Source organism: Variovorax sp. HJSM1_2, from assembly GCF_049316285.1.
Classification (GTDB): Bacteria; Pseudomonadota; Gammaproteobacteria; order Burkholderiales; family Burkholderiaceae_C; genus Rhodoferax_B.
Genome location: NZ_JBMOXA010000001.1, coordinates 482,074 through 496,779 on the forward strand (window position 1 = coordinate 482,074; position 14,706 = coordinate 496,779).

The 14,706-nt window shown below is 63.5% G+C and carries 12 protein-coding genes; 10 read left to right on the forward strand and 2 right to left on the reverse strand.

The window, feature by feature from the left end; translation table 11 throughout:
* Window positions 1-75 precede the first annotated feature (75 nt).
* From ACFQ95_RS02195 to ACFQ95_RS02225, 7 genes are all read left to right on the forward strand, one after another.
* A complete protein-coding gene (locus tag ACFQ95_RS02195) occupies window positions 76-837 on the forward strand; it encodes a TOBE domain-containing protein (RefSeq protein ID WP_422829150.1) in 762 nt (253 codons plus the stop codon).
* 99 nt (window positions 838-936) lie between these two features.
* Window positions 937-1,431 carry a (2Fe-2S)-binding protein gene (locus ACFQ95_RS02200; RefSeq protein ID WP_422829151.1) on the forward strand — a complete coding sequence of 165 codons (495 nt, stop codon included), beginning with the start codon at window positions 937-939 and terminating at the stop codon, window positions 1,429-1,431.
* Window positions 1,432-1,468: 37 nt separating this feature from the next.
* The gene (locus ACFQ95_RS02205; RefSeq protein ID WP_422829152.1) at window positions 1,469-3,859 is read left to right on the forward strand and encodes a xanthine dehydrogenase family protein molybdopterin-binding subunit; all 2,391 of its coding nucleotides are present in this window, start codon (window positions 1,469-1,471) and stop codon (window positions 3,857-3,859) included.
* Window positions 3,860-3,879: 20 nt separating this feature from the next.
* On the forward strand, window positions 3,880-4,671 hold the full coding sequence (locus ACFQ95_RS02210; protein WP_422829153.1) for an FAD binding domain-containing protein: 792 nt from the start codon (window positions 3,880-3,882) through the stop codon (window positions 4,669-4,671).
* A gap of 94 nt (window positions 4,672-4,765) precedes the next feature.
* Window positions 4,766-5,683 (forward strand): AAA family ATPase, encoded by a 918-nt coding sequence (locus ACFQ95_RS02215; RefSeq protein ID WP_422829154.1) that lies wholly within the window; start codon window positions 4,766-4,768, stop codon window positions 5,681-5,683.
* A 13-nt stretch (window positions 5,684-5,696) separates the two neighbouring features.
* The gene (locus tag ACFQ95_RS02220) at window positions 5,697-6,884 is read left to right on the forward strand and encodes a vWA domain-containing protein (protein ID WP_422829155.1); all 1,188 of its coding nucleotides are present in this window, start codon (window positions 5,697-5,699) and stop codon (window positions 6,882-6,884) included.
* Between the two features lie 67 nt (window positions 6,885-6,951).
* On the forward strand, window positions 6,952-8,007 hold the full coding sequence (locus ACFQ95_RS02225; RefSeq protein ID WP_422829156.1) for an XdhC family protein: 1,056 nt from the start codon (window positions 6,952-6,954) through the stop codon (window positions 8,005-8,007).
* Between the two features lie 21 nt (window positions 8,008-8,028).
* Here the strand turns inward: ACFQ95_RS02225 and ACFQ95_RS02230 are convergent, their stop codons facing one another.
* Entirely contained in the window at window positions 8,029-8,499 is a 471-nt protein-coding gene (locus ACFQ95_RS02230; protein WP_422829157.1) for a GNAT family N-acetyltransferase, read from the reverse strand.
* A gap of 101 nt (window positions 8,500-8,600) precedes the next feature.
* Here ACFQ95_RS02230 and queC point away from each other — a divergent pair, with 101 nt between their 5' ends.
* From queC to xdp1, 3 genes are all read left to right on the forward strand, one after another.
* Window positions 8,601-9,323, forward strand: a complete 723-nt coding sequence (gene queC / locus ACFQ95_RS02235) for a 7-cyano-7-deazaguanine synthase QueC (protein WP_422829158.1) — start codon at window positions 8,601-8,603, stop codon at window positions 9,321-9,323.
* A gap of 204 nt (window positions 9,324-9,527) precedes the next feature.
* Window positions 9,528-12,320 carry an XrtA/PEP-CTERM system TPR-repeat protein PrsT gene (gene prsT / locus ACFQ95_RS02240; protein WP_422829231.1) on the forward strand — a complete coding sequence of 931 codons (2,793 nt, stop codon included), beginning with the start codon at window positions 9,528-9,530 and terminating at the stop codon, window positions 12,318-12,320.
* Between the two features lie 218 nt (window positions 12,321-12,538).
* Window positions 12,539-13,342, forward strand: coding sequence for an exosortase-dependent surface protein XDP1 (gene xdp1 / locus ACFQ95_RS02245; RefSeq protein ID WP_422829159.1), 804 nt, complete (start codon window positions 12,539-12,541; stop codon window positions 13,340-13,342).
* 89 nt (window positions 13,343-13,431) lie between these two features.
* Here the strand turns inward: xdp1 and ACFQ95_RS02250 are convergent, their stop codons facing one another.
* Entirely contained in the window at window positions 13,432-14,676 is a 1,245-nt protein-coding gene (locus tag ACFQ95_RS02250; protein WP_422829160.1) for a CaiB/BaiF CoA transferase family protein, read from the reverse strand.
* Window positions 14,677-14,706 lie beyond the last annotated feature (30 nt).

Consider the following 14,706-nt stretch of genomic DNA (forward strand, 5'->3'; position numbering starts at 1 on the left):
ATTCGTTGTTCTATTTTGGAATAGCGAAAGTCTAGCATCCTGTTTTGCCCATCTGAGCCCGCGCACAATATGGCCATGCAAGAAGACGCCCCCACCACGCCATCGTTTGCCAATGCCCTGGGCCAGGCCAGCACCGACAAACGCATCGAAATCCTGCGCCTGGTGGCGCAGGGCGGGTCGATCTCCGAGGCCGGGCGCCAGGCCGGCGTGAGCTACAAGGCCGCCTGGCAGGCCATAGACACGTTGACCAACCTGGCGGGCGTGGCCTTGGTCGAGCGCGCGGTGGGTGGTGCGGGCGGCGGTGGTGCACGCATCACGGCAGCGGGTACGGCGTTGCTGGCGGGTGCCGAGAAGCTCGATCAGGCGCGGCAACAGGTGCTGGCGCTGCTGCAGTCGCCACAAGCCGGCTTTTCCTCCGTGCCTGTGACGCTGCTGCGCACCAGCATGCGCAACCAGTTTCCGTGCCGGGTGCTGCAACTGCAGCGCCAGGGGCAGATGGTCAACGTGACGCTGCAGCTCGCGGGTGACGATTGGCTGGTGGCGCGCATCACCCAGGCCAGTGCCGAGTTGCTGGCGCTGCAGCCGGGGCAGGGCGTGCTGGCGCTGGCCAAGGCCACGGCGTTGCGCGTGGCCGGGCTTGCGTCGCAGGCTGAAAACAGCCTGCCCTGTAGGGTCAGCCGTGTTTCGCGCGACGCCGCTGGCGACGAGGTTTCGGTCGAACTCGCAGGCGGCATTCAACTGGTTGGTTTTGCGGCATCCGGCAACGGTTTGCGCGCGCGCAGCCGTGCCTGGGTGAGCTTGGACGCATCGGCCGTGGTGATCGCCTTGCCGGCTTGATGAATCTCTTGTGACCTAGGGTTTTGCCTAGTCTGTGGTGGGGTGCTGGGTTCAACAATCAACAGCACCTTTCGGTTCACCCACAGATGGAGTCTTCCTATGCAGGTACAACTCAAAGTCAACGGCAAGTCTGTCAGCGTTGACTGTCCTCCCAACACTTTGCTGGTCCAGGCCATACGCGAGAATTTGCGGCTGACCGGCACCCATGTGGGCTGCGATACCGCACAGTGCGGGGCGTGCACCGTGATCATGAATGGCCGCTCCATCAAGTCGTGCAATGTGCTGGCCGCGCAGGCCGAGGGCGCCGACATCACCACCATTGAAGGCCTGGCGGCGGCAGACGGCAGCATGCATCCTATGCAGGCCGCGTTCAAGGACTGCCATGGCCTGCAATGCGGCTATTGCACCACTGGCATGGTGATGAGCGCGGTGGACTTGTGCACGCGCCACCCGCACGCCAGCGAGAGCGAGATCCGCGAGCAACTGGAGGGCAACATCTGCCGCTGTACCGGCTATCAAAACATCGTCAAGGCTGTGCACCAGGGCGCCGCCGCCATGGCCCACGACAAGGCCGCCATCGCCTACGGCGCTTGAGCCTGTTCCCTCCAACAACATCCGTAGGAGACACACCATGGGAGCAGCCGATTTCGCCAAACTACCCCACATCGGGGTCGACGTTCGCCGCAAGGAAGACTACCGCTTCCTGACGGGCGCAGGCCAGTACACCGATGACGTGGTGCTGGCCAACCAATGCCACGCGGTGTTTGTGCGTTCGCCGCACGCACACGCCAAGCTCAACAAGGTCGACATTGCGACGGCCAGCGCCGCACCCGGTGTGGTGGGTGTGCTGGTGGGCGCCGATGTGGCGGGCGACAAGATCAACGGACTGCCCTGTGGCTGGCTCATCACCAGCACCAATGGTGAGCCCATGAAGGAGCCGCCGCACCCCATCTTGGCGCTGGACAAGGTGCGCTATGTGGGCGACCACGTCGCCATGGTGGTGGCTGAGACGCTGCAGCAGGCGCGCGATGCGGCCGAGTTGGTGGAGGTGGACTACACACCATTGCCGGCCGTGGTCAACGTGCTCGATGCGGCCATGGGCTCAACCCACGAAGGCAGTGCACTGCACGACATCGCCCCCGACAACCATTGCTTCAAATGGGCCATAGGCGACAAGGCTGCAGTGGATGCGGCCTTTGCCGCTGCGGCGCATGTGACCCAGCTTGACCTGGTGAACAACCGCCTGGTGCCCAACGCCATGGAGCCACGCGCCGCCATCGGCAGCTACAACCGGGCGACCGGCGAATACACGCTCTACGTGTCAAACCAGAACCCGCACGTCGAACGCCTGCTGATGACGGCCTTTGTGCTGGGCCTGCCGGAACACAAGGTGCGCGTGATCGCCCCCGATGTGGGCGGCGGTTTCGGCTCGAAGATTTACCTCTACGCCGAGGACGTGTGCCTGACCTGGGCGTCGAAAAAACTCAACCGCAACATCAAATGGGTGGCCGACCGCAGCGAGGCCTTCTTGAGCGATGCCCATGGCCGTGACCACGTGAGCCATGCCGAAATGGCGATGGACAAGGACGGCCATTTCCTGGCGCTGCGCGTGCACACCGATGCCAATCTGGGCGCCTATCTCTCCACCTTCGCCAGCGCCGTGCCCACCATCCTCTACGCCACCTTGCTGGCAGGCCAGTACCGCACACCGCAGATCTATGTGGAGGTGGATTCGTGGTTCACCAACACCGCGCCGGTGGACGCCTACCGTGGCGCCGGCCGGCCCGAGGCGACGTATCTGCTGGAGCGCCTGGTGAGCCGCTGCGGCTGGGACATGGGTTTGTCCCAGGACGAAATCCGCAAGCGCAACTTCATCAACACCTGGCCCTACCAGACGCCTGTGGCCCTGCAGTACGACGTGGGCGACTACATCGGTGCCATGACCAAGGCCGAAGATTTGGCCGACGTGGCCGGCTTTGCGGCACGCCGCGACGCGAGTGCCGCCAAGGGCCTGAAGCGCGGCATTGGCTACAGCAGCTACATCGAAGCCTGTGGCATTGCACCGAGCAACATCGCCGGGGCCCTGGGCGCGCGTGCCGGGCTGTTTGAATGCGGCGAAGTGCGTGTGCATCCCACCGGCAGCGTTACGGTGTTCACCGGCTCACACAGCCATGGCCAAGGCCACGAAACCACCTTTGCCCAAGTGGTGGCCGCACGCCTGGGCATTGAGGTGGAGGCTGTGGACGTGGTGCACGGCGACACCGGCCGTGTGCCATTCGGCATGGGGACTTACGGCTCGCGTTCGATTTCGGTGGGCGGTGCGGCCATCATGAAAGCACTCGACAAAATCGAGACCAAGGCCAAGAAAATTGCCGCGCATCTGATGGAGGCCAGCGACGCCGACGTCGAGTTTGCGGGCGGTGAATTCACCGTCAAGGGCACGGACAAAAAAGTGACTTTTGGCCAGGTGGCACTCACTGCTTATGTGCCACACAACTACCCGCTGGACAAGCTGGAGCCCGGCTTGAACGAGACCGCGTTCTACGACCCGACCAACTTCACCTTCCCGGCCGGCACCTACATCTGCGAAGTCGAGGTCGACCCGGCCACCGGTGTGGTGCGTATCGATCGTTTCACGGCGGTGGACGACTTCGGCACCATCATCAACCCCATGGTGGTGGAGGGCCAGGTGCACGGCGGCATTGTGCAGGGCATTGGCCAGGCGCTGCTGGAAAACTGCGTCTACGACCCCCACACCGGCCAGTTGTTGACCGGCTCGTTCATGGATTACGCCATGCCGCGCGCGGATGACTTTCCGACCTTTCACATCGACACCATTTGCACACCCTGCAGCCACAACCCGCTGGGCACCAAGGGCTGCGGCGAGGCCGGCGCCATAGGTTCGCCGCCAGCGGTGATCAACGCCGTGCTCGATGCGTTGCAAGGTCTGGGGGTGAAAGATTTCGACATGCCCGCCTCGCCCAACCGTGTGTGGGCCGCCATTCAATCCGCTCAACCTTGATGTTCTGAAGGAATCCAAACATGTACGCAATTACTCTGGAACGCCCGAAGACTGTGGCCGAAGCCGCCGCCGGTGCCGCTGGTGGCGCCAAGCTGCTGGCGGGTGGGCAAACCTTGCTCGCGTCAATGAAGCTGCGCCTGGCCCAGCCCGGCACGCTGTTTGACCTGGGTGTGCTCAAGGAACTGGCCGGCATCCAGCGCGACGGCGATGCCTTTGTCATCGGCGCCATGACGCGCCATGCCGACGTGGCCGAAAACGTGGAGTTGCGCAACGCTCTGCCCGCGCTGGCCGATTTGGCCGGGCACATAGGCGATAAACAAGTCCGCGCCATGGGCACACTCGGCGGCTCGGTGGCCAACAACGACCCCGCCGCCTGTTACCCCAGCGCGGTGCTGGCCCTCAACGCCACCGTGCGCACCAACCAGCGCGACATCGCAGCCGACGACTTCTTTCAAGGCCTGTTCACCACCGCGCTGGAAGAGGGTGAGGTCATCACTGCGATTCGTTTCCCCGTGGTGCAGCGCGCGGCTTACCTCAAGTTCCGCCAGCCGGCCTCGCGCTTTGCGCTGATAGGTGTGTTTGTCGCGCAAACGGCTGCGGGTGTGCGTGTGGCCGTGACGGGTGGCGGCAATGGTGTGTTTCGCCATGCGGGCCTGGAAGCGGCGCTGAGTAAAAGCTTCACGCCTGAGGCTGCAGCGGCGGTGGTCATCGACGCCAGCGAACTCAGCAGCGACCTGCACGCCAGCGCCGCCTTCCGCGCCAACCTGATCACGGTGCAAACCCAGCGCGCCGTGGCCAAGGCGCTGGCTTGAAAAAGCTTAAATAAAATTGGCCTTCCAGGCATAGGGGGTGAGTGGTAGCAGCTATGCTATTCATAGCTCTACCGCCGCCAAGGAACAAGACCCGATGCCATCCCTTTCGCCACCATCGTCCCCCTGGCCGTCTATCGATGCCGTCATCGCGGCCCTGCAGGCCGTGGGCTACTACGCCGACCGGCGCTTGGCCACGGCGGTATTTCTGGCGCTGAAGCTGCAACGCCCGCTGCTGCTGGAAGGTGAACCCGGCGTGGGCAAGACCGAGCTGGCCAAAGCTTTGTCCCTAGCCCTGCAACGCCAACTGCTGCGCCTGCAGTGTTATGACGGGCTGGAGCTGCGTGAGGCCTTGTACGAATGGAACTACGCCGCGCAACTCTTGCACATGCGTGCCGCAGAAGGCCTGGAAGACAGCGCCACCTTGGAGCGTGAGGTTTACCAACCGCGCTACCTGGTGCGCCGCCCGCTGCTGCAAGCCTTGCAAACCCCGGCGCCCGGCGCCGTGTTGTTGATCGACGAGGTGGACCGCGCGGACGAACCGTTTGAAGCCTTCTTGCTCGAATACCTGGGTGAGTACCAGGTGAGCATTCCCGAAATGGGCACCATAGTCTCTATCGTGCCGCCGGTCACGTTGCTCACCAGCAACCGCACACGCGACCTGCATGACGCGGTCAAGCGCCGCTGCCTCTACCACTGGCTTGATTACCCCGATCGCACGCGCGAACTTGCCATCGTGCGCGCCCAGGTGCCCGAGGCCAGCGCCGCACTCACACAGCAGGTGGCAGACTTTGTCGGGCGCCTGCGCAGCGCGCCATTTGCCAACGCGTTCCAACGCGCGCCCGGCATTGCCGAGAGTGTGGAGTGGGCCAAGGCGCTGGTTGCGCTCGACACGCTGGAGGTTGACCCCGAAGTGGTTGCCGACACGGCCGGCATTCTGTTCAAACAGCGCGAAGACGTGGCCGCCTTGACCAGCGACATGGCGCGTGATCTGTTGAAGCCAGAAGCGGCCTAAACCCGTTACGCGTATGCAGTTAGGTGATGCGCGCTCCGGCAAACTCACGGCCAACTTCGTCGGCTTCGGCCGTAGCCTGCGCCGCGCCGGGGTGCGCATAGACAGCGCACGCTTGGCGCTTGCCGTGGACGCCGTGCAAGCCGTAGGCCTGGGCGCTAAAGACGATGTGAGTGCCGCTCTGGAGGCTGTGCTGGTGAGCCGCGAGCAAGACCGCATGGTGTTCCGCGAAGTGTTCGACGCCTATTTTCGCGACCCCGAAATCGCCCACAAGCTGCTGGCGCAGATGCTGCCGACGGCCGAAGGCAAAGCCGAGCCCAGCAAACGCCGCCCGAGGGTGCGCGAAGCGCTGTCGCCGCCGCGCGCGCCGCAAGCCTTGGCCAAGCCCAAAGCTGAAGACCAAAAGCTCGAGCTGGACGCCGCCATGACGGCCAGCGACCTGCAGCGCCTGCAGCATGCCGACTTCAACGCCTTGTCGGCCACCGAATACCACCTGGTGGCGCGCCTGGCGCGCGACATCGCGCTGCCCATTCCGCTGGTCGAGCAACGCCGCACCCGCCCCGGTGAACGCGGCGCACGTATGCACTGGCCGGGTGTGCTGCGCCAGGCCGCAAGGCACGGCGGCGAGCTGGCCGTGCTGGCCAAGTTGATGCGCCGCCAAAAGCCCTTGCCGCTGCTGGTGCTGGTCGACGTGTCCGGCTCTATGGAGCGCTACGCGCGCCTGCTGTTGGCTTACCTGCACGCCGCCACACAGGGCCAAGGTGTGCGCCGCGACGTGTTCGCTTTCGGCACCCAGCTCACCGATCTCACCGGCGCGTTTCGCCTCGCCGACACCGACGCCATGCTGGCCGCCGCCGGAGAGCAGATCGCCGATTTCGCCGGTGGCACACAACTCGGCGAAAGCCTGAAAACCCTGCGCACTGAACACGGCCGCCGCCTGGTGGGCCGACGCACGCTGGTGCTGCTGATCACCGACGGCCTGGACACCGGCGAGCCCGCTGCGCTGGCGCAGGAGCTCGACTGGCTGCGCCGCAGTTGCCGCCGTTTGTTGTGGCTGAACCCGTTGCTGCGCTTCGACGGCTACGCGCCACTGGCACGCGGTGCGGCGCAATTACACACGCGAGCGCACGCCATGCTTGCCGTGCACAACCTCAGCAAGCTCGAAGACCTGGCGGCCAGTCTGGCGGCGCTGCTCAGGCGGTGAATGGTTTTTCCCAGCACTGCAACCTGAACCGGCCAAACGGCAGAAAATGCGGCTAGGAGAACCCGCGATGGAAAATTTGGATGTGATGGTGCTGCGCACCCTGTTGGCCTGGCGCACGGCGGGGCGGCGTGCCTTGCTGGCGACCGTGGTGCGGACCTGGGGCTCATCGCCGCGGCCCATAGGGTCCATCATGGCCTTGCGCGACGACGGCGTGGTGGTGGGCTCGGTGTCGGGCGGCTGTATCGAAGATGATTTGATCTACCGCTACACGCGTGTGGACAGCGCGGGTGAAGGCATGCCCAGCGGTGCGCCGGGCTTCGTCAAATACGGCATCAGCGCCGATGAAGCGCATCGCTTCGGCCTGCCGTGCGGCGGCACGCTGGAGTTGCTGCTGGAATACGACCCCGACCCCGCCAGCTTGGAGGCACTGGTGCGCATGCTGAGTGCGGGCCAATTGGTGCAACGCCAGGTGCAGCTTGCCACGGGTGCGGTGCAGTTGTTGCCGACCCCGGCGCCCGCCGAGTTAAGCCTCACGGCCGAGCATCTGCTCAACACCTTTGGCCCCGAGTACCGCATGCTGCTGATTGGCGCTGGCCAACTCACCGAATACCTGGCAACCATGGCCTTGTTCAGCGGCTTTGCGGTGACCGTGTGTGACCCGCGCGACGAGTACCGCAGCGCCTGGTCGGTGCCCGGTGTCACCGTGGTCAGCGACATGCCCGATGACGTGGTCAGTGCCTTCAAGCCCGATGGCCGCAGTTGTGTAGTGGCGCTGACGCACGACCCCAAGCTGGATGATCTGGCCTTGCTTGAAGCGCTGGAGACCGAAGCGTTTTACGTCGGCGCCATAGGCTCACGGCGCAACAACGAAGCGCGCAAACAGCGCATGGTCGAGCACTTCGACAAGACCGACGCGCAGCTCGCGCGTTTGCGCGGCCCCATAGGCATCTACATCGGCAGCAAAACCCCGCCAGAGATTGCGGTCAGTGTGATGGCCGAGATCTTGGCCGTGAAAAACGGCGTGCAGTTGCCGCGCGACGTGGATGTGTCGCACGCCAAGAACGAACGTGCCGTGCCGGCCAACGATGCGGGTGATGTGGTCTGCGGTGTGCGGCTGAATTAACTCGGGCGGCGTGGGGTGGCGTTATAGCGCCAAGTCGTAGGCCTGGAAGCGGGTGTTGGCCACCCAGCCCTGGCCTTCATACAAAGCTTGCGCGCGTTTGTTGAGCACGCCGGTGCTGAGCGACAAACGTTTGGCGCCGTGCGTGCGGCCGTGGACGATGGCGGCTTGCAACAGCCTGGCGCCGACCTTGTGCCCGCGCGCCAGCGGGGTGACGTACAGGTCGTTGACGATGAAAATCCGCGCCGCAAGAATCGATGAAAAACTCGGGTAGAGCTGTGTGAACCCAAGCGCTTTCTGAGTGGCTTGGTCGCGCGCCATAAAGATCACCGACTCCTGGTTGTGCAGCCGCTCCAGCAAGAATTCGCGCGCCACATACAGGTCGCTGGGCTGGCCATAAAACTGTCGGTAGCCATCAAACATGGGGGTCAGGGCGGCCAGATCGTCCACGCTGGCCTGGCTGATGTGGACGTTGGTAGGGGCGAGCGTGGTCAAAGCGGCGATCTCCGGTGTGTTGCCATGTTAGCGCGCTGCTTGGGTGCGTCTTTTGTCGCCGGGCGATTCAGCGACTGTTCAAACGAGCGAAAATCCATCTCATGCATACCCGCGCACTCGTCCTGTTTTCTGGTGGCCAAGATTCGACCACCTGCCTCGCCCTGGCCCTGGCCAAGTACCAACATGTGGAGACCGTGGCGTTTGATTACGGCCAGCGCCACGTGGTTGAGCTTGAGGCGCGTTTGCAGGTACTTGCACAAGTGCGCGCCCAATTCCCCGAATGGGCGCCGCGCCTGGGCGAAGACCATTTGCTTGATTTGGCGGTGTTGGGCCAGGTGAGTGAGACCTCGCTCACACGCGACATGGAATTCAAAATGGCCGACAGTGGCCTGCCGAATACCTTTGTGCCGGGCCGCAACCTGCTGTTTCTGACCTTGGCCGCATCGCTGGCCTATAGGCGCGGGCTGGAGGTGATCGTCACCGGCGTGTGCGAAACCGACTTTTCGGGCTACCCCGATTGCCGCGACGACACCATGAAGGCCATGCAATTGGCTCTGTCCCTGGGCATGGACAAACGCTTTTTGATTGAAACCCCGCTGATGTGGATAGACAAGGCGCAAACCTGGGAGCTGGCGCGCTCGCTGGGCGGCGATGCCTTGGTGGATTTGGTCATTGAACACACCCACACCTGCTACCAGGGCGACCGCTGCCAGCGCCATGCCTGGGGTTATGGTTGCGCCAAATGCCCGGCTTGCGAACTGCGCGCGCGCGGCTATGAGCGTTACATCTCGGGACAGGCCGCGCCGTTGGTGAATGTCTGGTGAGCGTTGACGCTGCTTGCGCTTGTGAACTACTGCACGGAAACGACGGCAGATCGCTGTGCTGACGTCGCCCCATTGGGGAATAGAGGTTCAACTGGATACATATTACGTATGTAATTGTTACCATCGTCTTCATTTATTTGCATTTGGAGACAGGGCTTGGCCATGTGGAGTTTTCAGCATCCTTTAAGAGGTGGTCGGTTGGCTATGGCGGTGTGGCTGGTGTGTCAGGCCAGCGCTGCAATGGCCGTCACCGATAGCAAGGCCTCGCGTTTCTATGAGGATGCGTTGACGCGTTATGAACAGCGCGACATGCCTGGCGCCATCATCCAATTGAAGAACGCGCTGCAGATCGATAAGACCATGTTGCCGGTTCAAGTGCTGTTGGGCCGGGCCCTGCTGGCCAACGGCGAGGCCGTGGCCGCCGAGGTGGCGTTGACCGAGGCGCTGAGGCTGGGTGTGAACCGGGCGGAGGTGGTGGTGCCCCTGGCCCAGGCCTTCATGGCGCAGGGCAAGCAGCCCGCCGTGCTGGAGCGGCCGCAGTTTAATCCCGCAGGTTTGCCCACCGGCGTGCAGGTGCAGATGCTGCTGTTGCGCGCCACGGCGGCGGCAGACCTGGGCAATCTGCGCGAGGCTTTGCGCCTGGTCGACGAGGCGCGTACGCTGGACCCGCGCAGCCCCGATCCCTGGCTGACCGAGGTGCCCATACGTGTGCGCGAGCGCAAGTTCAAGGAAGCCAGCGACGCTGTGGACCGCGCGCTGGCGCTCTCGCCCGGCCTGGCGGAGGCCCAGTACCAGCGTGGCAGTGTTTCGCATGTGCAAGGTGATCTGGCGGGCGCCATGGCGGCCTACAACCAGGCCATACAGGCCGCCCCCAAGCACCTGGAGGCGCTGATCGCGCGCGCCGGCTTGTTGATGGATGCGGGCAAGTCGGCTGAAGCCCTGAACGACCTGAACCAGGCGCAACGTGTTTCGGCCTCGGAGCCACGTGTGTTCTATCTCAAGGCGTTGCTGGCCGAGCGTGCGGGCGACAACAAGGGTGCCGCGGCCGAACTGCGGCGCGTGACGGCTTTTCTCGACCCCGTGCCCTTGGACTTTGTGCGTTATCGGCCACAAATCCTGATGCTCAACGGCCTGGCGCACTACGGTCTGAACGAACTGGAAAAAGCCAAGCCCTACCTGGATTTGTTCCAACGCATCCAGGGCACCACGCCGGTGACCAAGCTGCTCGCGCAGATCTATCTGAACGATGGCGACATGGTGCGCGCCACCGAGGTGCTGGAAGCTTATGTGCGCGCGCAACCGGCTGATACCCAGGCCTTGACGATGCTGGCCTCGGCGCATATGGCACAGGGGCATAACGCCAAGGCTGCCTCGCTGATGCAAGAAGCTCTGGCCAAGGGTGACCAGCCCGCGCTGCGCACCGTGCTGGGCCTGAGCATGATAGGTGGCGGCCGGACGCAAGATGGTGTGGCGCAACTGGAAGCGGCATATCGCAAGGATCCGGGCCAGATTGCGGCAGGCGCCGCGCTGGTGAGTTCCTACTTGCGCTCGGGTCAAATGACCAAGGCGGTGACGGTTGCCGAGGCCTTGGCGAAACGCCAGCCCGACAGCGCTGCGGTGCAGAACCTGCTGGGTGTGGCGCAGGCGCAAAAGGGCAATCTGGCGGCATCGCGTGTGGCGTTCGAGGCGGCATCCAAGCTGGACCCGGCCTTCCTGGCCCCGCAGTTGCGCCTGGCCCGCATTGACACCAATACCAAGAATTTCGACGCTGCGGCGACCCGGCTGAACACCCTTCTCAAGGCCAATGAGCGCGACGTCGACACCATGATGGAACTGGCCTACCTGGCCGACCGCCGTGGCCAGCTGGATGAAACCGTGCGCTGGTTTGACAAGGCGATTGCCGTCTCGGGTGCGCGCGAACTGCGGCCAGCGCTGGCGCTGGTGCAACTGCACCTGCGTTACGGCCGCAATGCGCAGGCGCTGGAGGTGGCCAAGGTGCTGTCGGGCAAAGCACCTGACGACATTCCGGTGCTGCTGGTCTACGCGCGTGCGCAACTCGCCAATGGCGACGGGGTGGGCGCTCGGCCCGCTCTGAGCTCTGCCACGCGGCTGGCGGACTTCAACGCGCCGCTGCAAACCGAGATCGCCTTGCTGCAAGTGGCAGCGGGCAATCCTGGCGGTGCCAGCTATTGCCTGGACAAGGCATTGGGCAGTGATCCCCATTTCCTGCCCGCCATGGCCTTGCGTGCCGAGGTGAGCATGCGGCAGGGGGATCTGACCAAGGCCGAGGCGGTGACGCGCCAGATCCTGGCGCAAGAACCCAAGCGTGCCGTGGGCTACAGCCTGCAAGGCGACCTGGCGATGGCGCGCGCGCAGCCGCCAGCGGCGTTGGAGGCTTACCGTAAGGCGCATCAGTTGGAACCATCGAGCGAAACCCTGCTGCGTCTGTTCGAGGCCACCTCGCGTGCCGAAGGCAAACCTGCATTGGCTTTGTTGGACCAATGGATCAAGGCCAATCCGACGGACAAACGGGTACGCGGCGTTTTGGCGGACACCTATGCCAGCACCGAAAAGTACGCTCAGGCCAAGACCGTCTACGAGAATATCCTGGCCGACAACCCCGACGATGTGAGCGTGCTCAACAACCTCGCCAACGTATTGCTGCGCTTGAAAGACCCGGGTGCGGTGCGCGTGGCGGAGAAGGCGCTGGCACTGCAACCGGGTAATCCCAACGTCATCGACACCCTGGCATGGGCGTTGTTCCAGGGCGGACAGGGGGGCGCCACACCCGCTCAGTCCGAACGGGCCTTGCAGCTGTTGCGCGACGCACGTTTACGCGCGCCGGCCAACCCCAATATTCGTTATCACCTGGCGGTGGTGCTGGCGCAGGTCGGGCGTAAGAGCGAGGCGCGCACCGAGGTTGAAGCAGCCTTGGCGACCGGTCCTGGGTGGCAATACACGGCCGAGGCGGAAACCTTGCTGAAGACTTTGCGCTGACGCGCAGAAAACTAAATCGTTGCAAACAAAATGCAGATATCAGGCAAATTTGCTTCGAAAATTGTCGATTTACTTTACAAATACATACAGTTAACCGTGTAAATGTTACCTAAGTTGATGAATTAATTGGTTTTTATGGCGGTGGCATGCTTCTGGCTTGTCCCTTTCAAATTATCTGGCTTGCGCGCTGGTGCGGCAGAACAATAAAGGATGGACCTATGAAAAACTTCAGCCGATGGGCTGTGCAATTGGCGTTGTTGGGTAGCTGCGCTGCCTTCGCGCCTGCCGCATTTGCCGATTCGACATGGACGTTCAACGCATCGAACTGCACACAAGGCAGCACCAACGCCAACAACTACGGCAACAGCTATAGCTGCAACTCCTCGGCCGGTTCGGTGGCTTTGACCGCCTGGGCGACCTCGGGTGCTGGCTCAACCTTTGCCGACGCCAATCTGGCGCTGTATGACGGTGGTTTTGGCGTGCGTAACCGCACCGAGAAGCTGACCGTTGGCCAGCCCAACCATTCGCTGGACAACAGCGGCCAGACCGATTTGATCGCGCTGAATTTCGGTAGCGCCAAGGCGGATCTGTCATCCTTGTCCATAGGCTGGTCGTATAACGATACCGACATCAGTCTGCTGTACTACACCGGCTCGGGCACGCCTGATTTCAGCAGCCAGATGCAAGGTTTGACGATCACCCAGTTGCTGACCAAGGGCTGGTCGCTGGTGAAGAACTACAGCCTGTCGTCGGGCGGTACCACGGTGAATGCGTCCGACTACTCGTCCAGCTGGTGGCTGGTGAGTGCCTACAACTCCAACTACCTGGGCAACACACTCGATACCAAGGGCGATTACGTCAAGCTGTTGAGCGTGGCTGCGGCACTGACCTCACCGCCACCTCCCGGCAACAAGATTCCCGAGCCAGGTTCCCTGGCCTTGATAGGCTTGGCCTTCTTTGCCGCCGTGGGTGTCAGCCGCCGCCACAGCAAGAAGAGCGAAAACATGTTGGCTGCCGCCTGAGTTTTCCTCAACCCAAACAAAAAGCACCGCTCGCGGTGCTTTTTGCTTTTGGGGCAGGCGATGTATTGAAGAGCCAAGGCCCCAAGGCCTTAAAGCACCTTGGCGTCGCGCAGCGCCTGAATGTCGCTGGCGCTCATGCCCAAGCCTTGCAGCACTTCGTCGGTGTGCTGGCCCAGCGCCGGTGGTGCACGGTGCAGCACCGACGGTGTATCGCGCAGGCGCAGCGGGCTGGCCACGCTGGCAATGCTGGCAATGCCGTCACCAGCTTCGCGTGGCAGCTCCACACGCAGGCCGCGCGCCTGTACCTGCGGGTCGGCAAACGCTTGGCGCAGGTCGTTGATGGGGCCGCAGGGTACGGCCTTGTCTTCGAATAGCGTGACCCAGTCGGCGGTGCGGCGTGTACGTGTGACGGCTTCCATCGCCGGAATCAGCTCCGCGCGGTTTTTCACGCGCAGCGTGTTGCTGGCGAAGCGCGGGTCGGTCGCCCATTCGGGTTGGCCTACGGCTTCGCAGAAGCGCGTGAACTGGCCGTCGTTGCCTATGGCCAGCAGCATGGCGCCGTCGGCGGTGGGGAAGTCCTGGTAGGGCGCCAGGCTGGGGTGGGTGTTGCCTTGGCGCACCGGTACACCGCCGGTGTTCAGGAAGCCCGCGGCCTGGTTGGCCAGGATGGCCATGCCCACGTCGAGCAAGGCCATGTCGATGTGCTGGCCCAGGCCCGTGCGGTGGCGCACCTGCAGTGCGGCCATGATGGCGCTGGATGCGTAAACCCCCGTGAAGATGTCGGTCAGCGCCACGCCCACCCGTACACCGCCGCCGCCGGGTTCACCATCGGCACGGCCGGTGATGCTCATCATGCCGCTGGAGGCCTGGATCAACAGGTCGTAGCCCGCACGTTCGGCATAAGGGCCGTCTTGCCCAAAGCCGGTGATCGAGCAGTAGATCAGCCCGGGGTTCAGCGCGCGCAGGCTCTCATAGTCCAGCCCATATTGCTTCAGCCCGCCAACCTTGAAGTTTTCCACCACGATGTCGCTCTGCGTCGCCATCTGGCGCAGCAGGGCCTGGCCCTCGGGCTTGGCCATGTCTATGGTGACGGAGCGTTTGTTGCGGTTGCAGGCGGTGAAGTAGGTGGCCTGGTCGGTGTCATGGCCGTTGGCGTCTTGCAGGAAGGGCGGGCCCCAGTGGCGCGTGTCGTCGCCGCTCACCGGGCGCTCGATCTTCACCACATCTGCGCCCAGATCGGCCAGGATTTGTGTGCACCATGGGCCGGCGAGCACACGCGACAGATCGAGTACTTTCAGCCCGGCCAGGGCCGCTTCTTTGGCGGGTGTTGTCATAGAAAGTCCATTTTCGGAGTCACATATCTA

Excerpts from the sequence above, each read along its gene's own strand:
- ACFQ95_RS02200 (WP_422829151.1), top strand. The coding sequence starts at position 937 with ATGCAGGTACAACTCAAAGTCAACGGCAAGTCTGTCAGCGTTGACTGT.
- ACFQ95_RS02215 (WP_422829154.1), top strand. The coding sequence starts at position 4,766 with ATGCCATCCCTTTCGCCACCATCGTCCCCCTGGCCGTCTATCGATGCC.
- ACFQ95_RS02220 (WP_422829155.1), top strand. The coding sequence starts at position 5,697 with ATGCAGTTAGGTGATGCGCGCTCCGGCAAACTCACGGCCAACTTCGTC.
- prsT (WP_422829231.1), top strand. The coding sequence starts at position 9,528 with ATGGCGGTGTGGCTGGTGTGTCAGGCCAGCGCTGCAATGGCCGTCACC.
- xdp1 (WP_422829159.1), top strand. The coding sequence starts at position 12,539 with ATGAAAAACTTCAGCCGATGGGCTGTGCAATTGGCGTTGTTGGGTAGC.
- ACFQ95_RS02210 (WP_422829153.1), top strand. The coding sequence starts at position 3,880 with ATGTACGCAATTACTCTGGAACGCCCGAAGACTGTGGCCGAAGCCGCC.
- ACFQ95_RS02205 (WP_422829152.1), top strand. The coding sequence starts at position 1,469 with ATGGGAGCAGCCGATTTCGCCAAACTACCCCACATCGGGGTCGACGTT.
- queC (WP_422829158.1), top strand. The coding sequence starts at position 8,601 with ATGCATACCCGCGCACTCGTCCTGTTTTCTGGTGGCCAAGATTCGACC.
- ACFQ95_RS02250 (WP_422829160.1), bottom strand. The coding sequence starts at position 14,676 with ATGACAACACCCGCCAAAGAAGCGGCCCTGGCCGGGCTGAAAGTACTC.
- ACFQ95_RS02225 (WP_422829156.1), top strand. The coding sequence starts at position 6,952 with ATGGAAAATTTGGATGTGATGGTGCTGCGCACCCTGTTGGCCTGGCGC.
- ACFQ95_RS02195 (WP_422829150.1), top strand. The coding sequence starts at position 76 with ATGCAAGAAGACGCCCCCACCACGCCATCGTTTGCCAATGCCCTGGGC.